Annotated in this window: 25 protein-coding genes; 11 read left to right on the top strand and 14 right to left on the bottom strand. The window is 63.6% G+C overall.

Annotated elements, in window-relative coordinates; all coding sequences use genetic code 11:
- Window positions 1-24: 24 nt before the first annotated feature.
- From JET17_RS12340 to lexA, 4 genes are read right to left on the bottom strand one after another with little or no spacing between them, the layout of a single operon-like run.
- A complete protein-coding gene (locus JET17_RS12340; RefSeq protein WP_012314288.1) occupies window positions 25-3,105 on the bottom strand; it encodes an error-prone DNA polymerase in 3,081 nt (1,026 codons plus the stop codon).
- Window positions 3,102-4,520, bottom strand: coding sequence for a Y-family DNA polymerase (locus tag JET17_RS12335; protein ID WP_012314287.1), 1,419 nt, complete (start codon window positions 4,518-4,520; stop codon window positions 3,102-3,104). The genes JET17_RS12340 and JET17_RS12335 overlap by 4 nt, the downstream gene beginning before the upstream one ends.
- A gap of 6 nt (window positions 4,521-4,526) precedes the next feature.
- Window positions 4,527-5,147, bottom strand: a complete 621-nt coding sequence (imuA, locus tag JET17_RS12330; protein ID WP_012314286.1) for a translesion DNA synthesis-associated protein ImuA — start codon at window positions 5,145-5,147, stop codon at window positions 4,527-4,529.
- Window positions 5,147-5,764: a transcriptional repressor LexA gene (gene lexA, locus JET17_RS12325; protein WP_012314285.1), complete on the bottom strand. Its 618-nt coding sequence runs from the start codon at window positions 5,762-5,764 to the stop codon at window positions 5,147-5,149. Before lexA ends, imuA begins: the two co-directional genes overlap by 1 nt.
- Before the next feature lie 93 nt (window positions 5,765-5,857).
- Between lexA and JET17_RS12320 the strand changes: the two genes are divergently transcribed.
- The 3 genes from JET17_RS12320 to JET17_RS12310 all read left to right on the top strand — a co-directional run bounded on the left by JET17_RS12320 (window position 5,858) and on the right by JET17_RS12310 (window position 9,077).
- Window positions 5,858-6,523 carry an HAD family hydrolase gene (locus tag JET17_RS12320; protein WP_012314284.1) on the top strand — a complete coding sequence of 222 codons (666 nt, stop codon included), beginning with the start codon at window positions 5,858-5,860 and terminating at the stop codon, window positions 6,521-6,523.
- 119 nt (window positions 6,524-6,642) lie between these two features.
- Window positions 6,643-7,365, top strand: a complete 723-nt coding sequence (locus JET17_RS12315; RefSeq protein WP_012314283.1) for a DUF899 domain-containing protein — start codon at window positions 6,643-6,645, stop codon at window positions 7,363-7,365.
- Window positions 7,366-7,496: 131 nt separating this feature from the next.
- Window positions 7,497-9,077 (top strand): sensor domain-containing diguanylate cyclase, encoded by a 1,581-nt coding sequence (locus tag JET17_RS12310; RefSeq protein ID WP_233100426.1) that lies wholly within the window; start codon window positions 7,497-7,499, stop codon window positions 9,075-9,077.
- On the opposite strand, the gene ureG is transcribed toward JET17_RS12310, so the two are convergent.
- From ureG to JET17_RS12270, 8 genes are read right to left on the bottom strand one after another with little or no spacing between them, the layout of a single operon-like run.
- Entirely contained in the window at window positions 9,040-9,663 is a 624-nt protein-coding gene (ureG, locus tag JET17_RS12305; protein WP_012314281.1) for an urease accessory protein UreG, read from the bottom strand. The two genes, JET17_RS12310 and ureG, sit on opposite strands and share 38 nt — an antisense overlap.
- 11 nt (window positions 9,664-9,674) lie before the next feature.
- The gene (locus JET17_RS12300) at window positions 9,675-10,349 is read right to left on the bottom strand and encodes an urease accessory protein UreF (protein WP_012314280.1); all 675 of its coding nucleotides are present in this window, start codon (window positions 10,347-10,349) and stop codon (window positions 9,675-9,677) included.
- Window positions 10,349-10,894, bottom strand: a complete 546-nt coding sequence (locus JET17_RS12295; RefSeq protein ID WP_012314279.1) for a HupE/UreJ family protein — start codon at window positions 10,892-10,894, stop codon at window positions 10,349-10,351. Before JET17_RS12295 ends, JET17_RS12300 begins: the two co-directional genes overlap by 1 nt.
- Window positions 10,895-10,914: 20 nt before the next feature.
- Entirely contained in the window at window positions 10,915-11,400 is a 486-nt protein-coding gene (ureE, locus tag JET17_RS12290) for an urease accessory protein UreE (RefSeq protein WP_012314278.1), read from the bottom strand.
- Window positions 11,401-11,410: 10 nt separating this feature from the next.
- Window positions 11,411-13,114 (bottom strand): urease subunit alpha, encoded by a 1,704-nt coding sequence (gene ureC / locus JET17_RS12285; protein ID WP_012314277.1) that lies wholly within the window; start codon window positions 13,112-13,114, stop codon window positions 11,411-11,413.
- On the bottom strand, window positions 13,111-13,428 hold the full coding sequence (locus tag JET17_RS12280; RefSeq protein ID WP_012314276.1) for an urease subunit beta: 318 nt from the start codon (window positions 13,426-13,428) through the stop codon (window positions 13,111-13,113). Before JET17_RS12280 ends, ureC begins: the two co-directional genes overlap by 4 nt.
- 19 nt (window positions 13,429-13,447) lie before the next feature.
- Complete coding sequence (locus JET17_RS12275) at window positions 13,448-13,750, bottom strand: urease subunit gamma (protein WP_012314275.1); 303 nt, start codon at window positions 13,748-13,750, stop codon at window positions 13,448-13,450.
- Between the two features lie 9 nt (window positions 13,751-13,759).
- Window positions 13,760-14,593, bottom strand: a complete 834-nt coding sequence (locus JET17_RS12270; protein WP_012314274.1) for an urease accessory protein UreD — start codon at window positions 14,591-14,593, stop codon at window positions 13,760-13,762.
- A gap of 328 nt (window positions 14,594-14,921) precedes the next feature.
- Here JET17_RS12270 and JET17_RS12265 point away from each other — a divergent pair, with 328 nt between their 5' ends.
- The 6 genes from JET17_RS12265 (at window position 14,922) to JET17_RS12240 (ending at window position 20,847) form a co-directional block, all read left to right on the top strand.
- Entirely contained in the window at window positions 14,922-15,299 is a 378-nt protein-coding gene (locus tag JET17_RS12265; protein ID WP_012314273.1) for a glyoxalase superfamily protein, read from the top strand.
- Window positions 15,296-15,655, top strand: coding sequence for a hypothetical protein (locus JET17_RS12260; protein ID WP_012314272.1), 360 nt, complete (start codon window positions 15,296-15,298; stop codon window positions 15,653-15,655). Before JET17_RS12265 ends, JET17_RS12260 begins: the two co-directional genes overlap by 4 nt.
- 168 nt (window positions 15,656-15,823) lie before the next feature.
- Complete coding sequence (locus JET17_RS12255; protein WP_012314271.1) at window positions 15,824-17,416, top strand: ATP-binding cassette domain-containing protein; 1,593 nt, start codon at window positions 15,824-15,826, stop codon at window positions 17,414-17,416.
- A 122-nt stretch (window positions 17,417-17,538) separates the two neighbouring features.
- Entirely contained in the window at window positions 17,539-18,558 is a 1,020-nt protein-coding gene (locus JET17_RS12250; protein WP_012314270.1) for a branched-chain amino acid aminotransferase, read from the top strand.
- Window positions 18,559-18,797: 239 nt separating this feature from the next.
- Window positions 18,798-19,478 carry a response regulator transcription factor gene (locus JET17_RS12245; protein ID WP_012314269.1) on the top strand — a complete coding sequence of 227 codons (681 nt, stop codon included), beginning with the start codon at window positions 18,798-18,800 and terminating at the stop codon, window positions 19,476-19,478.
- A complete protein-coding gene (locus JET17_RS12240) occupies window positions 19,456-20,847 on the top strand; it encodes a sensor histidine kinase (RefSeq protein ID WP_012314268.1) in 1,392 nt (463 codons plus the stop codon). The genes JET17_RS12245 and JET17_RS12240 overlap by 23 nt, the downstream gene beginning before the upstream one ends.
- 134 nt (window positions 20,848-20,981) lie before the next feature.
- On the opposite strand, the gene cysS is transcribed toward JET17_RS12240, so the two are convergent.
- Together cysS and JET17_RS12230 are read right to left on the bottom strand one after the other, a co-directional pair.
- Window positions 20,982-22,364, bottom strand: coding sequence for a cysteine--tRNA ligase (gene cysS / locus JET17_RS12235; protein WP_012314267.1), 1,383 nt, complete (start codon window positions 22,362-22,364; stop codon window positions 20,982-20,984).
- Between the two features lie 9 nt (window positions 22,365-22,373).
- Entirely contained in the window at window positions 22,374-24,077 is a 1,704-nt protein-coding gene (locus JET17_RS12230) for a glutamine--tRNA ligase/YqeY domain fusion protein (protein WP_012314266.1), read from the bottom strand.
- A 248-nt stretch (window positions 24,078-24,325) separates the two neighbouring features.
- Between JET17_RS12230 and JET17_RS12225 the strand changes: the two genes are divergently transcribed.
- Both JET17_RS12225 and JET17_RS12220 read left to right on the top strand, forming a co-directional pair.
- The gene (locus tag JET17_RS12225; protein WP_012314265.1) at window positions 24,326-24,826 is read left to right on the top strand and encodes a peptidylprolyl isomerase; all 501 of its coding nucleotides are present in this window, start codon (window positions 24,326-24,328) and stop codon (window positions 24,824-24,826) included.
- The gene (locus JET17_RS12220) at window positions 24,823-25,545 is read left to right on the top strand and encodes a UDP-2,3-diacylglucosamine diphosphatase (protein WP_012314264.1); all 723 of its coding nucleotides are present in this window, start codon (window positions 24,823-24,825) and stop codon (window positions 25,543-25,545) included. The genes JET17_RS12225 and JET17_RS12220 overlap by 4 nt, the downstream gene beginning before the upstream one ends.
- Window positions 25,546-25,626 lie beyond the last annotated feature (81 nt).

The following is a 25,626-nucleotide window of genomic DNA, read 5'->3' as shown; positions in this document are numbered from 1 at the left end:
GTTGCAGCCCGTTCGCCGGTCAAATCAGTGAAAGTCCCGGCTCCTCACATCCAGCCCCTGCAGCAACACACTGACATCCTCCAGCCGCCGCGCAATCAGGTGCCGCACCCCGTTCTCCTGTTCCAGGCGGCCACTCACCTTGAGCAATTGAGCCCCCACCAGCGCGCGCCGTTGCCGCCCGGCCAGCTCGCGCCAAACCACCACATTGACCATGCCGAATTCATCCTCAAGGGTCACAAAAGTCACCCCGCTGGCGGTCTGTGGCCGTTGCCGCCCCACCACCAGCCCAGCCACGGCGACTGCATCGCCATGCTCAACACCCGCCAGCTCCTGCGAGCTGCGACAGCCCAGCACCCGAAGGCGCGAACGCAGCAACGTCAGCGGGTGGGGGCCCAGCGTGGTTCCCAAAGTGGCGTAGTCGGCCACCAGGTCTTCGCCGACAGTAGGCGCAGGCAATGCCACCGCGGCTTCGGGCGTTGCCTGCAACTCGGCGAACAGGGGCAGTTGCGGCTGCACCGCCGCGACCTGCCAGCGAGCCTGGTGACGGTCACGTGCCAGGGCGCGCAACGCCCCGGCATCGGCCAACCGGGCGCGGGCTCTGCTGTCGAGGCCGGCACGCAAGCACAGGTCCTCGACATCGCGCCACGGCCTGCGCGCCCTGGCCGCTTCCAGCCGCCGAGCATCGGCTTCGGCAAAACCTCGGATCTGCCGCAACCCCAGGCGGATGGCCAAGGCACCTTCAGCAACAGGCTCCAGTGTGCAATCCCACTGGCTATGGCCTACATCCACCGGCCGTACCTCGATCCCCTGGCGGCGTGCCTCCTGCAACAGTTGGTCGGGGCTATAGAAGCCCATCGGCCAGCTATTGACCAGCGCACAGGTGAAAATCGCCGGCTCATGGCATTTGAGCCAACTGCTGGCATAGCACAGCAAGGCGAAACTGGCCGCGTGCGATTCCGGGAAGCCATAACTGCCAAAGCCCTTGATCTGCTCGAATATGCGCTCGGCAAACGCCAGGTCGTAGCCGTTGCGCAGCATGCCCTGTACCAGCCGTTCGCGGTGTGGCTCCAGGCCACCATGGCGCTTCCAGGCGGCCATGCTGCGGCGTAACTGGTCGGCCTCACCGGGGCTGTAGTCTGCGGCCACCATGGCCAGCTCCATGACCTGCTCCTGAAACAGCGGCACGCCCAAAGTGCGCTCGAAGACTTCCTTGAGCTTGAGCGATGGGTAGGTCACCGGCTCCTGCTTCAAGCGCCTGCGCAGGTAGGGGTGCACCATATCGCCCTGAATCGGCCCCGGGCGCACGATGGCGACTTCGATTACCAGGTCATAGAAGGTGGAGGGCTTGAGCCGCGGCAGCATGGCCATCTGAGCGCGTGATTCGATCTGGAAAACGCCCATGGTCTCTGCGCGGCTGATCATCGCGTAGGTGGCCGGGTCTTCGGCGGGGATCGTCGCCAGGGTCAGGTGCCGGCCCCGGTGCTGCTGCATCAGGTCGAAACAGCGGCGCAAGGCGCTGAGCATGCCCAGGGCGAGCACATCGACCTTGAGCAGGCCGACCATGTCCAGATCGTCCTTGTCCCACTGGATGACCGTACGTTCAGCCATGGCGGCGTTTTCGACCGGCACCAGGTGGTCCAGCGGTTGCTCGGAAATGACGAAGCCGCCTGGGTGCTGAGACAGATGACGGGGGAACCCTATCAGCTGCGCGGCCAGCACCAGAATGCGCCGCAACGAAGGGCTGCCGGGCTCGAAGCCGGCCTCGGCCAGGCGTTGCTCGTCCGGTATGCGATCGCTCCAGCGACCACAGCACTTGGCCAGGGCATCGACCTGATCGGCAGGCAAACCCAGTACACGGGCGACATCACGCACCGCGCCGGCAGCGTGGTAGGTGTTGACCACCGCAGTGAGCGCTGCGCGGTGCCGGCCATAACGCCGAAACACGTACTGGATCACTTCTTCGCGACGGTCGTGCTCGAAGTCGACGTCGATGTCCGGTGGCTCGTTGCGCTCGCGTGACAGAAAACGCTCGAACAGCAGGCGATGCTTCATCGGGTCGAGCTCGGTGATACCCAGCACGAAACACACCACCGAGTTGGCTGCCGAACCGCGGCCCTGGCAAAGGATGTGCTGGCTGCGGGCAAAGGCGACGATATCGTGCACAGTCAAAAAGTAGCTTTCGTAGCCAAGCTCTGCGATCAGCGCCAGCTCCTTGGCCAGCACCTCGCGCACCTTGTCGCTTGGCCCCGACGGCCAGCGATGGGCCAGGCCACGCTCGCACAACTGGCGCAACCAACTGGCCGGGGTTTGCCCCTCGGGCACCAGCTCACGCGGATACTGGTAGCGCAATTCACCGAGGTCGAACTGACAGCGTTCGGCAATACAGAGTGTTTCGCTCAGCAGGTCGGCCGGATAAAGTTCGGCCAGTTGCTCCAGCGTGCGCAGGTGACGCTCGCCATTGGCGAAGAGAAACCGCCCTGCCTCGGCGACACTGCAATGCTGGCGGATAGCGGTCATGCAATCCTGCAAAGCCCGCCGGCCGCGTACGTGCATGTGCACGTCACCGCACGCCACGGCGCGAATGCCCAGTTGCCCAGCCAGGCCGCGTAGCCGGGCCAGGCGGGTCTCGTCATCGCTGCCCCGATGCAGGTGCACACCCAACCATAAGCGTTCGCCGAACACGCCCTGCAGCCATTGGCCGGTTGCCAGGTCCCTGGAGTCCTCGGCAAGCCATAACGCCAGCAGCCCTCGGTGCAGTTCGCGCAGGTCGTCAGGGAACAATTGATAGCTGCCCTTTTGAGCTCGCCGGCGGGCGCGGGTAATCAAGGCGCACAGGTTCTGGTAACCACTTAGGTCCTGTACCAGCAACACAAGCTTCGGGCCATTGTGCAGGCGCACTTCACTGCCGACGATCAGGCGTATCTGCTGCGCTTTGGCAGCCTGCCAGGCACGCACGATACCGGCCAGGGTGCACTCATCGGTAATCGCCAGGGCCTGGTAACCCTGCTCCCGGGCTCGGCGCAGCAGCTCTTCGGCGCTGGATGCGCCGCGCTGGAAGCTGAAGTTGGACAGGCAATGCAGTTCGGCGTAGCCCGGCGCGCTCATGCGAACCAGCCCTGCAGCCACAAGGGGCCGGGCTTGGCCAGGTCGCGATAGGCCCAGCCGCGCAGGCCTTCACGGGTTTCGATGCAGTAATAGTCGCGGCGTACATCACCGCCATCCCACCAGCCCGACTCGATACGCTCGGCCTGCCCCAGCAACCTGTGAGTGCTGGCATCCAGTGCCAGTGGCTGGGGCAACAACCAGCCCGGGCGGCTCCCGGGCAAGGCGGGCAGGCTGCCCTGCCCGCCTTGCTCGGCGGACTGCCAGGCACATTCGGGGCGGTGGTCGGCTTCAGCGCGCAGGCCCTTGACCGCTTCGTCGCCCAGGCGGGCACGCAAGCGCTCGCGCAGTTGCTCCCAGGGTTGGGCCTGGTGGGCGCGTGGGTCGAACAACGCGTGGTGCTGGGGCACGAAAGCCGGCAAGTCATCGGCCACCAGGCGCAGTTTACGCACCGGTGCCGGGATGCGCAGAGGCTCCAGGCGCCCGCGCGCCAGCTCGAAGAGCATTGCCGCATCACGCTCGGCGGCCAGCAGGCCGACCTGCAATGGCGTATCCGGCCCCTCGGCATGCTCCAGGTACAGGCAAAACCGCTGTACACCGCAGTCTCGCCCGGCGAGGAAAGCGGCCAGATCGTTGAGCATGCGCCGCAACGGGAACAGCAACGCCTGGTGCGATTCGACGTCGAAGTTGAGCTCCAGCCGCGTTTCGAAGCGGTCCGGCGGTTGATAGAAACTCAAGCCAAGCGTACGCAGGCCCAGCAACTGGTCAAGGTGCAACTGGACCTGGGCACTGAAGCGCCTGGCCAATGCATCACGCGGCAACGCCAGTACCTGGTCAAGCTGATGCAGCCCCATGCGGGCGAACGCTTCAGCGGCGTCCTGCGGTAAACCCACCCGCGCAATAGGCATGCGTGCAAGCGCCGCCCGGGTTTCTTCCGGGCAGCTCAGCGCCAGCCCATCATGGCCATTGGCAAGCATGCGCGCCGCCACCGGGTTGGTGGCCAGGACAATCCGCTGACGCAGCCCCAAGGCTGCGAGTTCCTCGCGCAAGCGCGCCTCGAACGCGGGCCAGGGGCCGAACAGTTGCAGGCTGGAGCCCACTTCCAGCAACAAAGCGCGCGGGTAGTGCAGGCTGACCTGGGCACTGAAGCGGTACGCCCAGGCCGCCAGCAATTGCTGCAGATGCTCGATGCGCGCAGCATCTGCCTCGACACAGTTGAAACCGTCGGCCAAGGCGCGGGCAGCGGTCAGGGTAAGCCCGGCACGCAGGCCGAGGGCCGCCGCAGCGGGGTTTACGGCCTGCAACACGCGCCGTTGTACAGGCCCGCCAATCAGCACCAATGGTGCATCGGCGTCATCGCGTTCGCGCAGGATCGAGTCCAGCGCCAACTGCGGCAAAAGAATGCAGGCCCAAAGCATGTTGCATCAACCCTGCCCGGGACAGGCGATGGCAGCAGCCGGCGGTAAACCACCCCGGCACTTGAGCACACGCCATTGCGCGGGCCGCGCGTCGATGGCGATGCGCACCGCGGCCGGGGATGGATTGTGCGCAGCCTGTTGTGGCCTGCAGGCAAAAGCCAGCGCCTGCCCGGTTTCTGCCGCCACCTGCAAGCGCCGCAACGCACGGTCATCGGCACGCTCCGGCCAGCACAGTACGGCGGCGCAACTGCCAGAACGCAGGCACTGCTCGGCAGCCCAGAGCGCGTCGGCCTGTTCGGCATCGACCTGGACCAGCCAGCGCAAGTCCACCCCGGCAGCTTGCCAGGCCGGTGCGTAGGGAATGAAGGGGGGCGCCACCAGCACCACTCGCCCGCTATCGGCGGTCAGCCGGGCCAATGAGGGCCACAGCAGTTGCAGTTCGCCACACCCGGGGCTGGCCAGCAGCAATTCGCTCAGCGCAGCTGCGGGCCAGCCACCCTCCGGCAGCCGTTGATCAAGCGCCGCATGGCCAGTGGGCTGCAACCCGGTCGGCCGTACCCGGGCCTGCCGGCCGCGCCAGACCTGGCGCTGGTCCAGCAACCGGTCAAGATCGACCACCGCGCCCATCAGTCGCGCCTCAACAGGCCGCAGAACACGCCTTCGATGAAGAACTCGCGTTCAGGCCCGACATCGATCGGCGCATAGGCAGGGTTGCGTGGCAGCAACCGGTAGCCGCCCGGTTGGCGTTGCAGGCGTTTGATGGTGACCTCACCGTCGAGACGGGCGACCACGATCTGGCCATCACGGGCCTCGCCTTGCTGGCGGATACCCACCAGGTCACCGTCGAAGATACCGTCATTGATCATGGAGTCGCCGCGCACCTTGAGCAGGTAGTCCGGTGTGCGTCGGAACAGGCTGGGGTCAATCAGCAACTGCTCGTGAATGCCAAGGTCGGGGCCAATCGGCGCGCCTGCAGCCACCTGGCCCAGCACGGGCACTTCGAGAATTTCCGGGCGGCGCAAGGGTGCGGCCAGGCGGATGCCCCGTGCCTGGTTGGGCGTGACGTCGATGTACCCAGCCTGGCACAGGGCAGTGATGTGCTTGCGCGCAACGCTGCGTGATGCAAAGCCGAAGCGGATGGCGATGTCGGCAAGGCTCGGCGGTTGGCCGTGATCGGTGATGCGTTCACGGATGAAGTCGAGGATTGCGCGGCGTTTGGGGGTGAGATTGTCCATGGAGCACATTTGTACTCTTTTCATCGAAAGCTGAACAGCCCCCTTCGTCGCCAGGTTTCGCTATCATCCCCTGACATGTGTTTTCTACTGCCTGGATGCCTGATGCTGACTGCACTGCTGTTCGATCTCGACGGAACCCTCACCGACACCGATACCCTGCATTTGCAGGCCTTCCGTCAGTTGTTGCGCGAACATGACGGCCGTGAGCTGACCCAGGCCCAGTTCGATGCCCAGATCAGTGGCCGGGCCAATGGGCCATTATTTGCCGAGCTGTTTCCAAAAGCCGGCGCGCATGAATGCCTGGCGCTGGCTGATCGCAAGGAAGCGCTGTTCCGCGAGCTGGCCCCTGCCCTTGAACCCATGCCGGGCTTGCTGCGCCTGCTGGACTATGCGCAGGCGGTCTGTATCGAAATGTGCGTGGTGACCAATGCACCTCGGCTCAATGCCGAGCACATGCTCAATGCAATGGGCCTCGGCGCACATTTCGAGCATGTACTGGTGGCCGAAGAGCTGGAACGGCCCAAGCCTGACCCGTTGCCGTACCTGACCGGCTTGCAGCGCCTGGGGGCAACGGCCGAGCAAGCGCTGGCGTTCGAGGATTCGTTGCCGGGCGTGAAAGCGGCGAGCGGTGCCGGGATCTTCACCGTGGGGGTGGCGACTACACAGACGGCAGAACGGCTGATGGCAGCGGGGGCCAGGCTGGTGGTGGATGATTTTGACGATCCGCGGTTGTGGGAGGTCATCGAAACGATGCAGTGTGCCGATTGATTCTCCTGGCGTGACTGGGATCGCGCGGCGCACAACCATTCGTCGCGGCAACAGGGCCTGCTGTCGATCTCACTCCTCCCCGCTCGACCACACTTGAACCCTCGTGCGGAGTCACCCTCATGAACCCTCAAAAGCCCGACATCGTCTCGCGCAGCCAATGGTTGGCCGCTCGCCGTCAGCTATGGCTGCATGAAAAGGCCTTCACCCACCAGCGCGATGAACTGGCCGCCGCCCGCCGCGCCCTGCCCTGGGTCAAGCTGGAACAGCCCTACCGTTTTCAAGGCGCGGAAGGCCAGCTGAGTCTCGCCGACCTGTTCGCCGGGCGCAGTCAATTGCTGGTCTACCACTTCATGTTCGCCGAAGGCTGGAGCGAAGGCTGCCCCGGCTGCTCGTTTCTCGCCGACCATTTCGACGGCGCCAACCAGCACCTGGCGCATCATGATGTTTCGCTGGTCGCCGTTTCGCGTGCGCCCCACGCTGAGTTCCAGGCATTTCGCCAGCGCATGGGCTGGCGCTTTCCCTGGTACTCGTCAAACGGCAGCAGTTTCAATGAGGATTTCGGCGTCAGTGTCGCCACTGAAGGCAACAGCCAATACAACTACGAACCCTATACCGGCAACGAAAGCGAGCTGCCTGGGTTGAGCGCCTTCTACCGGGCGCCGGACGGCACAATCTTTCATACCTACTCCACCTATGCCCGCGGGCTCGACATCCTGGTCAATACCTACAATTTCCTCGACATCGCGCCATTGGGGCGCAACGAGGCAGGCACCATGGATTGGGTGCGGCATCACGATCGCTACGAAAGCCAGCCCGGCAAACCTCATTGCTGCCATGACTGAACACGCCACAGTGCCGCCTGCGCCATGGCTGAGCAGCCCGGGCGGCACAATGGCTGCAGCTCGGCAGAATACGGCCATACTTGAGCCCGTCGCCCTTGCATTACAGGCCCCCCATGCTCAAGCGCTTGCCCATGTTCCACCTACGAACCCTGGTTGTCGGCATTGTCGTGCTGGCGTGCCTGGCAACCCTGTGCAACACCCTCGCTGTCGCCTACCGGGTACAGCACCACGCCTTGGTAGACCTTGAGCTGAAGGCCAACCAAGCCTATGCGAGCAAACTGGCATCGGATATCAACGAGTTCCTGCGCTCGGCACGCAACCACCTGTCCTACGCCGCCCGGCAACTGGACGGTGGCCTGGACGACATGACCATGCTGAAAAGGGAAGCCAAGCGACTGCAGGTGCAGGACAAGGACTTCAACTCCATCGTCATCGTCAACGCCCAAGGCCAGGTGCTGGTGGCTCATCCGAACACAGAGCAGATCACCAGCCACCACCAGCACTCCAGCGAAATCCGCCAAGCCGTGCAAGCCCGTCAGCCGTGGGTCAGTTCCGCCTACACCTCGCGCGGGGGCGAGCTGGTGATATTCGTTTCGCAGCCGATCTTTGCCGCCGATGGCCGTTACCTGGGCATTGTCGGCGGTTCGGTGTTTCTCAAAAAAGAAAGCGCACTGCATACGTTGATTGGCCTTCACTACCAACAGGACGGTACCTTCGCTTTCGTCGCCGACGGCAATGGACGCCTGCTGCACCACCCCGACCATGCGCGCATTGGCACCCAGGTCAGCAGCAGCCCGACGATCAGCGCGGCCTTGCGTGGCGAGGCAGGCACCCTTGAAGTGCCCAACTATATTGGCGTTCCCATGCTCGCAGGCTTTGCCCCGGTGCCTGAAGCGCACTGGGCAGTGGTGGTCCAGACACCGCGGGATCTGGCCTTGGCACCACTGGGCGAAATGACCCGCAAGGTGCTGCTTTATATACTGCCGGTCAGCATTATCGGCTTGCTGTTGATGCTATGGATGACCTACCGCCTGACCTTGCCGTTACGCCAACTGGCGCACAGCGCCAGTCACCTGTCCGCCACCCAGACCGGCGAACAGCTGCGCCGTATCGACGCGTGGTACGTAGAGGTCGCAGCCATCCGCCGCGCCTTGCTGACAGGCGAGCAATTGCTGCAAGAAAAATTCGGCAAGCTGCGCCAGCAGGCTCAGAGTGATGCCCTCACCGGCCTTGCCAACCGGCGTGCCATGCAACTGGCGCTGGACGCCTTGATGCAAAGCTCAAGAGCATTCGCCGTGCTGGCCCTGGACATCGACCACTTCAAACGGGTCAACGATACCTTTGGCCACGATGCTGGCGACGAGGTGCTCAAACACCTCGCCGAGCTGCTGCGTCACAATTCACGCCAGGATGACCTGCCCTGCCGGGTCGGTGGCGAGGAGTTCACCATGCTGCTGCCCGACACTGGCCTGGCCGATGCCCGGCGCATTGCCGAACGGATACGCAGCGCGGTCGAACAGGCCGATTCACCCCATGTGGGCAAGCTTACCGTGTCGATTGGCGTAGCCTGCCGCCGGCCCGATACACAACAGGCCGGCAGCGTGCTCAAGCAAGCCGACGAGCAGCTGTACAAGGCTAAACACAACGGCCGCAACCGGGTCGAAGTGCTTGACCTCAGCCCCTCACCCCCAGCATTCCCCGCTCGACGATGAAGTCGATCACAGCCTGCAGGCCGTCGCCTTTCTTCAGGTTGCTGAAAGTCCACGGCCGCTCAGGGCGCATGCGCTGGGTATCGCGCTCCATCACCTCCAGCGAGGCACCGACGTAGGGCGCAAGGTCCGTCTTGTTGATCACCAGGAAATCGGACTTGGTGATGCCAGGGCCGCCCTTGCGCGGGATTTTTTCGCCTTCGGCGACATCAATCACGTAAATGGTCAGGTCGGCCAGTTCCGGGCTGAAGGTGGCACTAAGGTTATCGCCACCGCTTTCCACGAAGATCACTTCAAGGTTGCCGAACTTGCGCGCCAGCGCTTCCACGGCTGCAAGGTTCATCGAGGCGTCCTCGCGGATGGCGGTGTGCGGGCAGCCGCCGGTCTCGACGCCGACGATGCGCTCGGGCTCCAGGGCGCCAGCCTCGGTGAGGATGCGCTGGTCTTCCTTGGTGTAGATGTCGTTGGTGACCACGGCGATCTGGTAGTGATCACGCATGGCTTTGCACAGGCATTCGAGCAGCGCAGTCTTGCCGGAGCCGACCGGGCCGCCGACGCCGACGCGCAGGGGTTGCTGATAGCTTTGCATGTAGGCAGTCCTCAGGAACGGAACAAACGGGTGTATTGGGTTTCGTGACGCGATGATGCAATGGCCAGCAGCGGCAGGCCGCCACCGAGCTGGTCGTCACCCAGCGCCAGGGCCTGGTCGATGACGCCGGGCAGAATCTCGCCCAGATCGCGCAGCAGGGTCTGGGCCGCCTGCTGGCCGAACGGCACCAGTTTCACCCCAGCCATGACCGCGCCCTCTAGCCAGGCGAAGGCATGCCCGAGGGCAAGCTGACGCAACGGGATCGACCAGTGCACGGCTAGCCAGGCCATACCGCCCAACTGGCTGAGCTCCAGGCTTGGGCGCCAGGCAGGCGCCTGGCCCAACTGCCAGCCATCGAGCAGGCGCGCCAGGGCCGCGCCACGCTGCTGCTCTTCCAGGCGCAGCTCGGCGGTTTCGCGGTTGGCCAGCAGAAAGCGGCTCCAGCGCGCAAACGCGTCGGCATCATCGGCCTTGCACGCGTAGTACAGGCGCGCCAGCACCGGCCAGTCCAGGTAAGCGAGGGTGTCGTTCATCTGCTCGCGCTGCCAGGCGCTGAAGCTTTTGATGTCACGCACCCAACCCGCCTCGACGGCCCACTCAAGGCCCTGCGAGTAGGTAAAGCCACCCACCGGCAAGCCGGGGCTGGCCAGCTGCAGCAGGCGCAGCAGTGCCAGGTCGCTGTTCATCAACCGGCCAGCACCACTGCGGCGCCGGCAAGCATGCCGCCACCAAAGGCTTTCTGCAGGGCGCTATGGCGGCGCAGCAGGCAACCGACAGCAAAGCCCACTACCAGCAGCAAGCCGCTCACGGTAACGAAGCCGGCGCTGAACATCCAGAAGGCACTGGGCGTGGCCTCCACGCCGTGGGCCCAGCCATGGAACAGGGCGAACACCGGCATGGCCAGCGCCAGCAGCAACTGCCGGCTAGGCAGCAGTACGGCAACGCCAGCCACCAGCACCGACACGGCGATCATGGTCTCCATGCCCAGCACATCACCGAACAGATGGCCGCATAGCGCACCAGCGAACATTGCTGCCAGGGTTGCCAGTGGCAGCGCCAGGTTACGCCGGGTCAAGGCCGCCAGTACCCCGGTCCCCAACAGCATCAACAAGTGGTCAAGGCCGGTCAGCGGATGCAGCAGGCCATCGTGCAGCGGGTTGCTGTCGTGGCCCGGGTGGGCGAAGGCCGGCAGCGCAACCAGCAGCAGGGCAAGGGCAAGCGTTTTTTTCATTGTGGGCTCCAAGGGGCAGTTCAGGAATGGGCTGGCAGGCGCACGAAGGGGTGATCGTGCGCATGACTGTGGCTGTGCGGTGCGCTCTGGTAGGCACCGGCTTCCGGCTCGAACGGCGCCTGCTCGGCCTCGACCGCCAGGCCCAGGCCACGCAGCATGTCGTCAAGCACATGGTCATGCTGGTAACGCAGCAGGCCCGGCTGGATCTGCAGCGGGACATGGCGGTTGCCCAAGTGATACGCGGCACGCGCCAGCAGGTGCGGATCGCTGCAACGCACGGTCGATACGGCCTCGGGTGCTGCAAGTACTCGCACCACCTGGCTGCCGGCGGCATCGGCCAGCAGCTCGCCACCGCGCAGCAAGTGGCCGCGCTCGAGCATCAGGCCGGCCTCGCGGCCATCGTCCAGGGTAACGCGCAGGCGGCTCTTGATACGGCTGTCGACGTCGAGGGTAACGGTGCCGGTGATAGTGTCGGATTCATCGATCCGGCGGGTCAGGACAATCATCTTCGCTCCTTTAGAACAGGAAATAACGCTGAGCCAGCGGCAGTTCGCTGGCCGGCTCGCAAACCAGCAGTTCGCCGTCGGCGCGCACCTGGTAGGTCTGCGAATCGACTTCGATCACCGGTTGCAATGTGTTGTGGACCATATCGGCCTTGCGCACCCGGCGGCAGCCGTGAGCCACACCGATCAGGCTCTGCAAACCCAGTTCCTGGGCCAGGCCACGGTCCATGGCGGCCTGGGGCAGGAAGGTCATGCGCGTGGCATGGCGGGCCGCACCGAGCGCGCCGAACATGGGACGGTAATGCACCGGTTGTGGCGTCGGGATAGAGCCATTGATGTCGCCCATGGGCGCTGTGACGATCATCCCGCCCTTGATGACCAGCGCCGGCTTGACTGCGAAGAAGGCCGGCGACCACAGCACCAGGTCAGCCAGCTTGCCCACCTCCACCGAACCCACCTCATGGGCGATGCCATGGGTGAGCGCAGGGTTGAGGGTGTATTTGGCGATGTAGCGCTTGACCCGGAAGTTGTCGCTGTAGCTGCTGTCCGGTGCCAGCGGGCCGCGGCGCACTTTCATCTGGTGCGCGACTTGCCAGGTACGCAGCACCACCTCGCCAACGCGGCCCATGGCCTGAGAGTCGGACGAGGTCATGGCGAAGGCGCCCATGTCGTGCAGGATGTCCTCGGCGGCGATGGTTTCACGGCGGATGCGCGATTCGGCGAACGCCACGTCCTCGGCGATGCTCGGGTCCAGGTGGTGGCAGACCATCAGCATGTCGAGGTGTTCATCGACGGTATTGACCGTATAGGGCAGGGTCGGGTTGGTCGAGGACGGCAGCACGTTGGCCTGCCCCGCCGCGCGGATGATATCGGGTGCATGGCCGCCGCCGGCCCCTTCGGTGTGGAAGGTATGGATGGTGCGATCACCGATGGCGGCCAGGGTGTCTTCAATGCAACCGGATTCGTTGAGGGTGTCGGTGTGAATCGCCACCTGGATGTCCATTTCTTCGGCGACGCTCAGGCAGCAGTCGATGGCTGCCGGGGTAGACCCCCAATCCTCGTGGAGCTTCAGGCCCACCGCGCCTGCAGCGATCTGCTCGCGCAGCGCTTCAGGGCGCGAGGCATTGCCCTTGCCCAGCAAGCCGATGTTGATCGGCAGGCTGTCGGCCGCCTGGAGCATGCGCGCCAGGTACCACGGCCCTGGGGTGCAGGTCGTGGCATTGGTACCGGTGGCAGGCCCGGTGCCGCCGCCGATGAACGTGGTAACGCCACTGGTCAGCGCCTCTTCCACCTGCTGCGGGCAGATGAAGTGAATGTGCGAATCGATGCCCCCGGCCGTGACGATCTTGCCTTCGGCCGCGATCACTTCAGTGCCCGGGCCGACCGGCACGGTCACGCCCGGCTGCACGTCAGGGTTGCCGGCCTTGCCGATGGCAGCGATACGCCCGTGCTTGACCCCGATATCGGCTTTCACGATGCCCCAGTGGTCGATGATCAGGGCGTTGGTCAGCACCAGGTCCATGGCCTGGGCCGCGAGCATCTGGCCCTGCCCCATGCCGTCGCGGATGACCTTGCCACCGCCGAACTTGACCTCTTCGCCGTAAACCGTGAAGTCCTTCTCGACCTCCACCCACAGGGCAGTGTCGGCCAGGCGCACCCGGTCGCCGACGGTAGGGCCGAACATGTCGGCATAGGCCCGACGTGAGATACGGCTCATGCCTTGCCCTCCAGTGCACCCATCACTTTGCCCTGAAAGCCATACACCTCGCGTTTGCCAGCGTAGGCCACCAGCTGCACGGTACGCGCCTGGCCCGGCTCGAAGCGCACGGCAGTGCCGGCCGGGATGTCGAGGCGAAAGCCGCGGCTAGGCTCGCGGTCGAACACCAGTGCATCGTTGACCTCGTAAAAATGGTAATGCGAGCCCACCTGCACCGGCCGGTCGCCATGATTGGCCACATTGACACTGACCGTTTCACGGCCGACATTGAGTTCGATGTCGCCGGCGGCGACCTGGATTTCACCTGGAATCATGCTGGGCTCCTCGGCCAGGTCAGACGATAGGGTCATGCACAGTCACCAGCTTGGTGCCGTCAGGGAAGGTGGCTTCGACCTGCACGTCATGGAGCATCTCGGGAACACCGTCCATGACCTGCTCGCGACCGATCACTTCGCGGCCCAGGCTCATCAGCTCGGCTACCGTGCGGCCATCGCGGGCGCCTTCGAGCACGGCGGCGCTGATCAACGCCACCGCCTCCGGGTAGTTGAGCTTCAGGCCACGGGCCAAGCGCCGTTCCGCCAACAGTGCGGCGGTGAACAGCAGCAGTTTGTCTTTCTCTCTCGGGGTCAGCTCCATGGCGCTCTCTCAAGTGGCCCAGATGCGCGGCGGGCACGCCGGCAGGCCGAGAACGGCCGGCCGCAGGACGTGCCAGAGGCGCTGCAGGGTGTGTTGCAGATGTTGGTTGTCGTGGTCCAGCAGGCGAATCACCAGCAGCGAACCCAGCAAGGTGGCGCCGGCGGGGGTTTTCAGTTCATCGAGCAGGTGCCGCACCTTTTCCAGCACGGACGGGTCTGCCGGGGACGCACAGAAGGTAGCGAGCAACGGGTGGCCGCCGAGCTTTTCGAGCTGGCCACCGCTGATGCGCAGGCGTTCGTGCAAGCCTGGGTCGTCGGGTAACTCGATGCTCAGACGGCTGTCCAGCGCGCCCTGATCGAATCGCTCGCCCATCACCGGGCGGCCCAGGCACAGCGTTTCCCAGGCCAGCAGGCGGGCCCCGGGCTCCAGGGTGAAGCGGCTGTCGAGGCTGGCGCGGGCGCCGGAGAAGAAAATGCTGTCCTGCGGCAGCCACTCCAGCGTGCTGCCAGCTTGCAGGTGAAAGCGCTGGGTAAGCCGCGCGGTGGGGCCAATGCTGCGGTAGAACTTGCTGGCGCCAGGCATGGTCAGCAGCGCATGGCTGCCGGGTTCCAGATGAATATCCAGCTCCAGGCGGTCGCCGGCGACGATGCCGCCAGGCGGGTGCAGCACATAGACGTGGCAAGGCGCACCTTCCGGGTAGAACGGCCGCTGCACCAAAAGCGGGCCGAAATGCCGGCGCGCACCAAGGCGGGTCACGCCACCACCCTCGACAAAGCGCAACTGCAGGTGGGCACTCCAGCCTGCATCATGTTCAGATTGTTCGACGCGCTCCGCCAGCAACATCCTATAGCCCCTGATATCCACGGCCTGGTGGCCGTTAAGAGGATCAACGCCGCGCACCGACGTGCTGCAGGCCTGACCACTCGATCAAATTCGATTGGCTGGGATATAGCAGTTTGCGGGCCAACTACGCAGGTGAAGCCATATGAAACATATTGCGCGAGGCTCTGGCATGGGGCATGCCGGGTCATGACGCACGACACAAGGGCACTGATCAGCCCTGTTTCGGTGCTTGAATCTGCCAGAGTAATCACCGCGTACAAGACAGCTCGCCGCGACAATCAGTAGACTGGCAATCCACTTGAGTACCGCCCACGGCCAAGGAACAGCCATGCTTCTCGCCCCTGCCATCCCCATCCTGCGCATTTTCTCGGTCGAAAAGGCCAAGGAGTTCTACCTCGATTTCCTCGGCTTCACCCTGGACTGGGAGCACCGCTTCAGCCCGGATCTGCCTTTGTATGCGCAAATCCACCGCGACGGCCTGGTCCTGCACCTGAGCGAGCATCACGGCGACGCCTGCCCAGGTTCGACGGTGTTTGCCCGTACCGATGAACTGCTGGCGCTGGAACGTGAACTGCAGGACAAACAGTACAGCTACGCCCGCCCTCAGGCCGAGCGTGTCGACTGGGGCCTGCAGATGCAGATACGTGACCCGTTCGGTAACCTGTTGCGTTTCTGCCAGCAGATCGATGACGAGGCCGCGCAATGAAAGCATTGGGCAAACGCGAATTGGCGCGCCTTGAGCGTGAACTGGTGGCGTGCCTGACCGACGCCTGCGAAACGGCCAAGGCGCAAATCGTCGGGTTCAGCTGGCTGACACATCGCCTGGACCCTGATCAGTTCCCTGCAAGCTTGCGCATTACCTGGGTATTCGAGCGCGAGGTGGACAAGGCCGCAGCGCTGGCGAGTGATGCGAAGGTACACATGCTCAAACTGACGGCCCAGGCGCTGGACGAGGCAGGTATAAGGCTGGATCACCCGGCATGGCATGTGCGCTTCGACAGTGAAGAAGCCTGCCAACGAAGCCACGCAGGCGACTGGAACAAGCGCTTGCAGGGGCGTTGAGGCCAACAGGCGAGCGGTGATTTACCTCCCCTCGCCTTTGCGCTAGGCTCTTGCATCTCACTACAGGAGGTATTCGTCCAATGCGCCATTGATGCCGCCGTCCCTTCGACGGCCAGCCTTCAGCCTCTGGTTTGCTCCGGAGATGTCGCGGCATGAGTGGAGTTGTGCATGACGAATACGTCGTTCCTGACGCTGGACAGCGTCTCCCTGGTTTTGCCCGATGGCAAGCCACTGTTTACCGACCTCAACGCGTGCTTTGACCAACGCCCGACCGGCATGGTCGGGCGTAATGGTGTGGGCAAAAGCCTGCTCGGGCAGATACTCGCCGGCCAGCGTTTGCCCAGCAGCGGCCGCTGCACTCGCCATGGCAGGGTTCATCACCTGGACCAGCAAGTGATCCGGCACAGTACCACCGTCGCCGATCTAGCCCAGATCGGGCAGGTGATCGCTGCGTTGCAAAGTATCGAAAAAGGCAGCATCGACCTTCACGGTTTCGACACTGTGGGCGATCAATGGGACATTCGTGAGCGGCTGCACATCCTGCTGGATCGCCACGGCCTGGGTCACCTCACCCCCGATTACCCCGCTGCCGAGCTCAGCGGCGGCCAGGCTATGCGCGTCGCCCTGCTCGGTGCCTGGCTCAGCGATAGCGATTACCTGATCCTGGACGAGCCCAGCAACCACTTGGACAGCGAAGGGCGCGCTCAGCTTATGGCCATGATCACGGCTTGGGACCGGGGCTTGCTGGTTATCAGCCATGACCGTGGCTTGCTCGAACACATGTCGCGCATCGTCGAACTGTCGAGCCTTGGCTTGCAGGCATTCGGGGGCCCTTACAGCTTCTATGCCCAGCGCAAGGCCGAACAGCGCGAACAGGCTCAGCAACAACTGGTCCGCGCAAAGCATGAGCGCCAGCTCACCGCCAAAACGTTGCACGAACAACGGGAGCGCCTTGAACGCCACCAGTCACGTGCCAGCCACCACGCCAAGCACGCCAACCAGGCCAAGATACTCATCGACCGCCAGCAGCAACGTAGCCAGGCCACGGCTGGCAAACAGCGTCGCGATCACAACGATGCCCTGCAGGCCCTGCAAACGCAGGTGCAGGAAGCGGCGCGCCAGGTAGAGCGAGACAGCGCGATCATTCTTCATGCGCCGACACCTCAATCGCACCCTGGTCGCGAAGTGCTGGCACTGCAGGGGCTTGTGCTGCCGCGCGGCAGTACCGAACCGATCGACCTGCGCCTTTGCCTGGGCCAACGGCTCGGACTGGTCGGTACCAACGGCAGTGGTAAGTCAACACTCCTTCAGGTGCTGTGCGAAGCGTTGCCCATCCAGGCCGGCAGCGTTCGGATGAGTGGCGAAGTCGCGATGCTCGACCAGCACTGCAGTTCATTACCCGGGCAGCAGACCGTTCTGGCACACCTGCGCGAGGCTAACCCGACACTGCCATCCGGCGTTCTGCGCATGCGGCTGGCTCAACTGGGCCTCGATGCCGCACGCATCGAGCTGCCCAGCAGTTTGCTCAGCGGCGGCGAGCGGCTCAAGGCAGCACTGGCTGGTGTGCTTTATCGCAAACGCGGCGTGGACCTGCTGTTGCTCGATGAGCCCGGCAACCATCTGGACCTGCCGTCGCTTGAAGCGCTGGAGGCCATGCTACGGCAGTTTCAGGGGGCGATGCTGGTGGCTTCCCATGATTCAGTGTTTCTCCAGCAACTGGCGCTGGACGCTTACCTGCACCTGCCATCGGCGTCACCATGATCCAGATAGCCGCCAATTCGTGACTGGCCGTTCCCGATCCGCAGCGGATGTATTATCGTGGCGAGGTGCGCATATAACAGCAGCCCGAGCGATCGGGCACTTGCAAGACAATCGAGGGTGTCATGAGTAACGAAAGCATTAACTGGGACAAGCTGGGTTTCGACTACATCAAGACCGACAAGCGCTACCTGTCCGTATGGCGCAATGGTGAGTGGGACAAAGGCACCCTGACTGAAGACAACGTGCTGCACATCAGTGAAGGCTCCACTGCCCTGCACTATGGCCAGCAGTGTTTCGAAGGCCTCAAGGCCTACCGCTGCAAGGACGGCTCGATCAACCTGTTCCGCCCTGACCAGAACGCCGCCCGCATGCAGCGCAGCTGCGCTCGCCTGCTGATGCCGCATGTGCCGACCGATGTGTTCATCGAGGCCTGCAAACAAGTGGTCAAGGCCAACGAGAAATTCGTCCCGCCACACGGCAAGGGTGCCCTGTACCTGCGCCCGTTCGTGATCGGCACCGGCGACAACATCGGCGTGCGCACCGCCCCGGAGTTCATTTTTTCGGTATTCGCCATCCCGGTTGGCTCCTACTTCAAAGGCGGCATGAAGCCGCACAACTTCCAGATTTCCAACTTCGACCGCGCAGCTCCGCAAGGCACCGGCGCGGCCAAGGTCGGCGGCAACTATGCGGCCAGCCTGCAGCCAGGTGCTGAAGCCAAGAAAGCCAACTTCGCCGACGCCATCTACCTCGATCCGCTGACGCACACCAAGATCGAGGAAGTCGGTTCGGCCAACTTCTTCGGCATCACCGCCAACAACGAATTCATCACCCCGAAATCAGCTTCGGTACTGCCAGGCATCACCCGCCTGTCGCTGATGGAACTGGCGTCCTCGCGCCTGGGCCTGACCGTGATCGAAGGCGATGTCGAAATCAACAAGCTCGACCGCTTCATCGAAGCCGGTGCCTGCGGTACCGCCGCGGTGATCACCCCGATCGGTGGCATCGAGTACAACGGCAAGCTGCACGTGTTCCATGACCTGGAAAAGGTTGGCCCGGTCACCCAGAAGCTCTACAACGAGCTGACCGGTATCCAGAGCGGCGACGTCGAAGCGCCGGCGGGCTGGATCGTCAAGGTCGCCTGAGCCATCGCGCCACGCTGAACCACGGGGCATGCCAGACGCTGGCATGCCCCTTTTTTTGGCTGAGCGTTACGGCCCCATCGCCGACAAGCCCGCTACCACAGGGATTGCGTCATCTTTAGACATTGAGCAAGCGAGTTTGCCCCGCAACAAAGAAACTGCAGCCAGATGAATTTTTCTTAAATTCCCGGCAGTCTATTCTTTGGCACAATCAAGCCTCCACTAGACGCCCAGGAACCAGCATGCCACGCGTACTGACCATCGAAGACGACGCCGTCACCGGCCAGGAAATCGTCGCCGAACTCACCAGCCACGGTCTGGAAGTGGATTGGGCAGATAATGGCCGTGAAGGCCTGGCCAAGGCCATCGGCGGCGGCTACGACCTGATCACCCTGGACCGCATGCTGCCTGAGGTCGATGGCCTGACCATCGTCACCACCCTGCGCAACCTGAAAATCGCAACGCCCATCCTGATGATCAGCGCACTGTCCGACGTCGATGAGCGTGTACGAGGCCTGCGTGCCGGTGGCGACGACTACCTGACCAAACCGTTCGCCTCCGACGAGATGGCCGCCCGGGTGGAAGTGCTGTTGCGGCGCAACAGCGTGCCGATGACCCAGACCCGGCTGCAGGTCGCCGACTTGCAACTGGACCTGATCAGCCATGAGGCCCGCCGCGGCGACCAGACGCTCAACCTGCTGCCCACCGAGTACAAATTGCTGGAGTACCTGATGCGCCACAGCGGCCAGGTAATCACGCGGATGATGATCTTCGAGGAAGTCTGGGGCTACCACTTCGACCCTGGCACCAACCTGATCGATGTGCATATCGGCCGGCTGCGCAAGAAGATCGATTCCCCCGGGCAATCGCCGCTGATCCGTACCGTACGGGGCTCCGGCTATGCCATTGCTGAACCCGTCTAAGGGCTGGAGCTCCTCGACCAGCCGCCTGCTGGCGCTGTACAGCTTCCTCTTCGTGGCGTGGAGCAGCATCCTCATGGGGGTGCTGTACTTCGAGGTTTCCAGCTACCTGAACAAGCTGACCCGCCATTCCATGCTGCAGCGCCAGCACCTGTTCGCGCACATGAGCGGCAAGCAGCTGGACGACGCACTGATCGCCAGCCAGGCGTTCGAGGAACGCGCCTTTGATGCTTACGGCCTGTTCGACGCCCAGCTAAACCCGATCGGCGGGCGTATCCGTGCAATTCCGCCGGAACTCGGCCTGGACGGCAAGGTACATGAACTGGAGCGTTGCCTGGACGCCGATGACCCGCACATGCCACGTGACAGCTGCGACGCGGTGGCAATCAAGGTTCAGGACGGCCGCTGGCTGGTACTGCTGCGCGACAACGGCTCGTTGTTCGTGGTGACACGCATCATCCTGCACGCCTTGCTATGGGGCATATCGCTGACACTTATCCCGGGCTTCGCCGGCTGGTACCTGCTGCGCCGCAGGCCTTTGAAACGCATTCGGGCCATACAGGCGCAGGCAGAGCTGATCGTCGCCGGCGACCTCACCCACCGCCTGCCGCTGTCGGCCCGGCGCGACGAGCTGGACATGCTGGCCGCCATCGTCAACGCCATGCTTGACCGGATAGAACGGCTGATGCATGAGGTCAAGGGCGTGTGCGACAACATTGCCCACGACCTGCGCACACCACTCACCCGCCTGCGTGCACAGCTGTACCGCATCCGCCAGCAGACCGGGCTGGACTCGGCACAAGCCGAGGCACTGGACCAGGCCATCGGCGAAACCGATACCCTGATGGCACGTTTTCGCGGCCTGTTGCGCATCAGTGAACTGGAGGATCGCCAGCGCCGCGCTGGCTTCGTTCAGCTGGCCCCGCGTGAGCTGCTGGTGGAGTTGCATGATTTCTACCTGCCCCTGGCCGAAGATGGCGGTATTCGCCTGCAGCTGCAACAGCCTGAGCACTTGCCGGCGCTGCATGGGGACCGCGAGTTGCTGTTCGAAGCGCTGGCCAACCTGGTGGGCAATGCCATCAAGTTCACGCCAGAAGGTGGCCGGGTGGCCATTACGGCTACGCAGGACGAAGCAGGCGTGCATATCGCTATCGAGGACAGCGGACCCGGGATTCCGGAGGAAGAGCGGACTGCAGTGCTGAAGCGGTTTTATCGCAGCGAGGAAGGACACCGTCACCCGGGGTTCGGGCTGGGGTTGTCGATCGTTGCGGCGATCGTCGACCTGCATGGGTTTGAGCTGGTGGTGGGTGATAGTGAGCTGGGTGGGGCCAAGCTGGTGTTGCATTGCCCGTTGGCGGGGTTGCCCAGGTAAAAGCGGGGGCTGCTGTGCAGCCCATCGCCGGCAAGCCGGCTCCCACCACGACAGCACAATCTTCGAGCCCTGCGCAATACCTGTGGGAGCCGGCTTGCCGGCGATGGGGCCGCAAAGCGGCCCCTGTTACATCATCAGTCAGCCAGACGCCAGGTGGTCGCGCCCTTGCTGTCTTCCAGCACTACGCCCATGGCGGTCAGCTGGTCGCGGATACGGTCGGACTCTGCCCAGTTCTTGTCGGCACGCGCCTGCAGGCGCGCCTGGATCAGCGCTTCTACTTCAGCCGCATCGACCTTGCCCTCAGCCCCTGCACGCAGGAAGTCATCGGCCTCCAGCTGCAGTACACCCAGCACATCACCCAGCTCACGCAGGCGACCGGCCAGGCCGGCAGCCGCATCCGGGTCGCTGTCGCGCAGGCGGTTGATTTCGCGCACCAGGTCGAACAGCACAGCGCAGGCTTCGGGGGTGCCGAAGTCGTCGTTCATCGCCACGCTGAAGCGCTCGACGAATTCCTCACCACCCTTGGCCGCCACACGTGGCAAGCCACGCAGTGCGTGATAGAAGCGCTCCAGGGCACCCTTGGCATCACGCAAGCTGTCTTCGGAGTAGTTGATGGCACTGCGGTAGTGGCTGGCCACCAGCAGGTAGCGCACCACCTCCGGGTGGTACACGTCGAGCACGTCACGGATGGTAAAGAAGTTGTTCAATGACTTGGACATCTTCTCGCCATTGATGCGGATCATGCCGCAATGCATCCAGGCGTTGGCGTACTGCTTGCCGGTCGCCGCTTCGCTCTGGGCGATTTCGTTCTCGTGGTGCGGGAACTCCAGGTCGCTGCCGCCACCGTGGATGTCGAAGCTCTCGCCCAGGCAGCAGGTGGACATCACCGAGCACTCGATGTGCCAGCCCGGACGGCCCGGTCCCCAAGGCGAATCCCAGTACGGTTCGCCCGGTTTGACGCCTTTCCACAGCACGAAGTCGAGCGGGTCCTGCTTGGCCTCGTCGACCTCGATGCGGGCACCGATGCGCAGGTCCTCGATCTTCTTGCGCGACAGCTTGCCGTAGCCGACGAACTTCCCGACCCGGTAGTACACGTCGCCATTGCCCGGTGCGTAGGCGTAACCCTTGTCGATCAGGGTCTGGATCATCGCGTGCATGCCGGCGATATGATCGGTGGCTCGCGGTTCCTGATCCGGCTTGAGGATGTTCAGGCGCCGTTCATCTTCGTGCATCGCATCGATCATGCGGGCCGTCAGCGCGTCGAACGTTTCGCCGTTCTCGTTGGCCCGGTTGATGATCTTGTCGTCGATGTCGGTGATGTTGCGCACATAGGTCAGCTCATAGCCGCTCTTGCGCAGCCAGCGCGTGACCAGGTCGAAGGCCACCATGCTGCGGCCATGGCCAAGGTGGCAGTAGTCGTACACGGTCATGCCGCACACGTACATGCGCACCTTGTTGCCATCGAGCGGCTTGAAGACTTCCTTGGTTTTGCTCAGCGTGTTGTAGATGGTAAGCACGGTGGTTCCTTAGCTGCCCCAGGAGTCACGCAGGGTGACGGTGCGGTTGAACACCGGGCGGCCCGGCTGGCTGTCCTTGAGGTCGGCGCAGAAGTAGCCTTCGCGCTCGAACTGGAAGCGGTCTTCAGGCTGCGCCTGGCCCAGCGACGGCTCGGCACGGCAGCCGGTCAGCACTTGCAGCGAGTCCGGGTTGATGTTGTCGAGGAAGCTGGCGCCCTCCTCGGCCTTTTCCGGGTTCGGCGAGCGGAACAGGCGGTCGTACAGGCGTACTTCGCATTCGACGCTGGCCTCTGCCGGCACCCAGTGGATCACGCCCTTGACCTTGCGCCCCTCGGGGTTCTTGCCCAGTGTGTCCGGGTCGTAGGAGCAGCGCAGCTCGACGATGTTGCCATCGGCGTCCTTGACCGCTTCGTCGGCGCGGATCACGTAGCTGCCGCGCAGGCGCACTTCACCGGCCGGTTCCAGGCGCTTGTAGCCCTTTGGCGGTTCTTCCATGAAGTCGTCGCGGTCGATGTACAGTTCGCGGGCGAAGGGCAGTACGCGTACGCCCATGTCTTCCTTGGGATGGCGCGGCAGTTCGAGCTGCTCGACCTGGCCTTCAGGGTAGTTGGTGATGACCACTTTCAGCGGGCGCAGTACGCACATGGCCCGAGGCGCGGTGCGGTCGAGGTCGTCACGGATGCTGAATTCGAGCATCGACATGTCGACAACACCGTCGGAGCGGTTGGTACCGACCATCTCGCAGAAGTTGCGGATCGAGGCCGGGGTGTAACCGCGACGACGGAAGCCCGACAGGGTCGACATGCGCGGATCGTCCCAGGCGCTGACGTGCTTCTCGTCGACCAGCTGCTTGAGCTTGCGCTTGGAGGTGATGGTGTAGTTAAGGTTCAGGCGGCTGAACTCGTACTGACGCGGGTGCGCCGGTACCGGCAGGTTGTCGAGGAACCAGTCGTACAGCGGCCGATGGCCTTCGAACTCCAGGGTGCAGATCGAGTGGGTGATGCCTTCGATGGCATCGGACTGACCATGGGTGAAGTCGTAGTTGGGGTAGATGCACCACTTGTCACCGGTCTGGTGGTGGTGGGCATGACGGATGCGGTACAGGATCGGGTCGCGCAGGTTCATGTTCGGCGAGGCCATGTCGATCTTGGCACGCAGCACGCGCTCGCCGTCCTTGAACTCGCCGGCCTTCATGCGTGCGAACAGGTCGAGGTTCTCTTCAACGCTGCGCTCACGGAACGGGCTGTTCTGGCCTGGCTCGGTCAGGCTGCCACGGTAGGCCTTGGCCTGATCAGGGGTCAGGTCGCAGACATAGGCCTTGCCACGCTTGATCAGTTCAACGGCCCAGTCGTGCAATTGGTCGAAGTAGTTCGAGGCATAACGCACGTCGCCGGCCCAGTCGAAGCCCAGCCATTTGACGTCGCGCTGGATGGCATCGATGTACTCCTGGTCTTCCTTGGCCGGGTTGGTGTCGTCGAAGCGCAGGTGACAGACGCCGCCGAACTCCTTGGCCAGGCCGAAATTGACGCAGATCGACTTGGCATGGCCGATGTGCAGGTAGCCATTGGGCTCCGGCGGGAAACGAGTGACGATGCTGCTGTGCTTGCCCGAGTCCAGGTCGGCCTGGATGATCGGCCGCAGGAAGTTCGCAGGGACGGCGGGGGCGCCTTTGGCAGCGGCGTTGGGCGCGTTGTCGGCAGTGGGCTTGCTCATAGGATCCTTGAATGCACGTGTCCGGCCTGGGTAGGCCGATTGAATCAAAGGGCCTATCATAGCCGAAGCAGTCAAGCTGCTGACAGCCAGGCTCGGACAAACTGCCGTGATTTATCGCAGCTTTTTGTCGCGGCCTGGCAAAATGGCCAGTGCGCGCCATGTGTCGCGGTCGCCCGATCTTGCGTCAGGTGACTACAGGCGCACTGCGCACCCTAATTCCCGAATGCCTTGAAAGAGCGAATTCCAGCATGTCCAAAGTCAAACTGACCACCAACCACGGCGTTATCGTCCTGCAACTGGACGCCGAGAAGGCGCCGCTCACCACGGAAAACTTCGTTCAGTACGTCAAGGACGGTCACTACGATGGCACCGTGTTCCACCGTGTGATCAAGGGTTTCATGATCCAGGGCGGCGGCTTCGAGCCGGGCATGAGCCAGAAGAAAACCCGCGCCAGCATCCAGAACGAAGCTGACAACGGCCTGAAGAACACCAAGTACAGCATCGCCATGGCCCGCACCATGGAGCCACACTCCGCCTCGGCCCAGTTCTTCATCAACGCTTCCGACAACGACTTCCTCAACCACAGCGGCAAGAACACCCAGGGCTGGGGCTACGCGGTATTCGGCGAAGTGACCGAAGGCCGTGAAATCGTCGACGCCATCGAAAAGGTTGCCACCGGTTCCAAGGCTGGCCACCAGGACGTACCAAAAGACGACGTGATCATCGAGAAAGCCGAGATCGCTGAGTGATACTGCTGATCTCTGATCTGCACCTGCAAGAAGAACGCCCGGACATTACCCGGGCGTTTCTTGATCTGCTCGACGGCCGCGCACGCCATGCCAAGGCGCTGTACATCCTCGGCGACTTCTTCGAAGCCTGGATCGGCGACGATGCCATGACGCCGTTCCAGCAGTCGATCTGCCAGGCCGTGCGCCAGCTGAGCGACAGCGGCACCGCCGTGTACCTGATGCACGGCAACCGTGACTTTCTGATCGGCGAGGGTTTCTGCAAGGCCGCCGGCTGCACCCTGTTGGCTGACCCCAGCGTGATCAGCCTGGGCGGCGAGCAGGTTTTGCTGATGCATGGCGACACCCTGTGCACCCGCGACATTGGCTACATGAAGATGCGCCGCTATCTGCGCAACCCGTTGAGCCTGTGGATTTTGCGGCACTTGCCGCTTGCCACCCGGCAGAAATTGGCACGCAAGCTGCGTAGCGAAAGCCGTGCACAGACGCGCATGAAAGCCACCGAAATTGTCGATGTCACACCGGAAGAAGTGCCAGCGGTGATGGCGGCACACGGTGTGAAAACGCTTGTGCATGGCCACACTCATCGGCCGGCGATCCACAAGCTGGTGGTGAACGGGGAGCCGGCCCGGCGCATCGTGCTGGGTGATTGGGACCGTCGCGGCTGGACCCTGCAGGTGGATGCGCAGGGCTTTCAGCTGGAGCCGTTCGAGTTTTCCTGAAACTGGCAGCTTTGCCATACCGGCCTCATCGCCGGCAAGCCGGCTCCTACAGGTACGCCACCGCCCTCGAGAGCAGTGGAG

This window comes from Pseudomonas putida (genome assembly GCF_016406145.1).
GTDB classification, from domain to species: Bacteria; Pseudomonadota; Gammaproteobacteria; order Pseudomonadales; family Pseudomonadaceae; genus Aquipseudomonas; species Aquipseudomonas putida_E.
Note: the sequence above shows the minus strand (reverse complement) of the source record. Positions and strands in the feature narration are given on the sequence as shown.

What these genes read in the sequence shown, in the direction of transcription:
- JET17_RS12340 (WP_012314288.1), bottom strand. Translation starts at nt 3,105, where the DNA reads ATGAGCGCGCCGGGCTACGCCGAACTGCATTGCCTGTCCAACTTCAGC.
- JET17_RS12335 (WP_012314287.1), bottom strand. Translation starts at nt 4,520, where the DNA reads ATGCTTTGGGCCTGCATTCTTTTGCCGCAGTTGGCGCTGGACTCGATC.
- imuA (WP_012314286.1), bottom strand. Translation starts at nt 5,147, where the DNA reads ATGGGCGCGGTGGTCGATCTTGACCGGTTGCTGGACCAGCGCCAGGTC.
- lexA (WP_012314285.1), bottom strand. Translation starts at nt 5,764, where the DNA reads ATGTGCTCCATGGACAATCTCACCCCCAAACGCCGCGCAATCCTCGAC.
- JET17_RS12320 (WP_012314284.1), top strand. Translation starts at nt 5,858, where the DNA reads ATGCTGACTGCACTGCTGTTCGATCTCGACGGAACCCTCACCGACACC.
- JET17_RS12315 (WP_012314283.1), top strand. Translation starts at nt 6,643, where the DNA reads ATGAACCCTCAAAAGCCCGACATCGTCTCGCGCAGCCAATGGTTGGCC.
- JET17_RS12310 (WP_233100426.1), top strand. Translation starts at nt 7,497, where the DNA reads ATGTTCCACCTACGAACCCTGGTTGTCGGCATTGTCGTGCTGGCGTGC.
- ureG (WP_012314281.1), bottom strand. Translation starts at nt 9,663, where the DNA reads ATGCAAAGCTATCAGCAACCCCTGCGCGTCGGCGTCGGCGGCCCGGTC.
- JET17_RS12300 (WP_012314280.1), bottom strand. Translation starts at nt 10,349, where the DNA reads ATGAACAGCGACCTGGCACTGCTGCGCCTGCTGCAGCTGGCCAGCCCC.
- JET17_RS12295 (WP_012314279.1), bottom strand. Translation starts at nt 10,894, where the DNA reads ATGAAAAAAACGCTTGCCCTTGCCCTGCTGCTGGTTGCGCTGCCGGCC.
- ureE (WP_012314278.1), bottom strand. Translation starts at nt 11,400, where the DNA reads ATGATTGTCCTGACCCGCCGGATCGATGAATCCGACACTATCACCGGC.
- ureC (WP_012314277.1), bottom strand. Translation starts at nt 13,114, where the DNA reads ATGAGCCGTATCTCACGTCGGGCCTATGCCGACATGTTCGGCCCTACC.
- JET17_RS12280 (WP_012314276.1), bottom strand. Translation starts at nt 13,428, where the DNA reads ATGATTCCAGGTGAAATCCAGGTCGCCGCCGGCGACATCGAACTCAAT.
- JET17_RS12275 (WP_012314275.1), bottom strand. Translation starts at nt 13,750, where the DNA reads ATGGAGCTGACCCCGAGAGAGAAAGACAAACTGCTGCTGTTCACCGCC.
- JET17_RS12270 (WP_012314274.1), bottom strand. Translation starts at nt 14,593, where the DNA reads ATGTTGCTGGCGGAGCGCGTCGAACAATCTGAACATGATGCAGGCTGG.
- JET17_RS12265 (WP_012314273.1), top strand. Translation starts at nt 14,922, where the DNA reads ATGCTTCTCGCCCCTGCCATCCCCATCCTGCGCATTTTCTCGGTCGAA.
- JET17_RS12260 (WP_012314272.1), top strand. Translation starts at nt 15,296, where the DNA reads ATGAAAGCATTGGGCAAACGCGAATTGGCGCGCCTTGAGCGTGAACTG.
- JET17_RS12255 (WP_012314271.1), top strand. Translation starts at nt 15,824, where the DNA reads ATGACGAATACGTCGTTCCTGACGCTGGACAGCGTCTCCCTGGTTTTG.
- JET17_RS12250 (WP_012314270.1), top strand. Translation starts at nt 17,539, where the DNA reads ATGAGTAACGAAAGCATTAACTGGGACAAGCTGGGTTTCGACTACATC.
- JET17_RS12245 (WP_012314269.1), top strand. Translation starts at nt 18,798, where the DNA reads ATGCCACGCGTACTGACCATCGAAGACGACGCCGTCACCGGCCAGGAA.
- JET17_RS12240 (WP_012314268.1), top strand. Translation starts at nt 19,456, where the DNA reads ATGCCATTGCTGAACCCGTCTAAGGGCTGGAGCTCCTCGACCAGCCGC.
- JET17_RS12230 (WP_012314266.1), bottom strand. Translation starts at nt 24,077, where the DNA reads ATGAGCAAGCCCACTGCCGACAACGCGCCCAACGCCGCTGCCAAAGGC.
- JET17_RS12225 (WP_012314265.1), top strand. Translation starts at nt 24,326, where the DNA reads ATGTCCAAAGTCAAACTGACCACCAACCACGGCGTTATCGTCCTGCAA.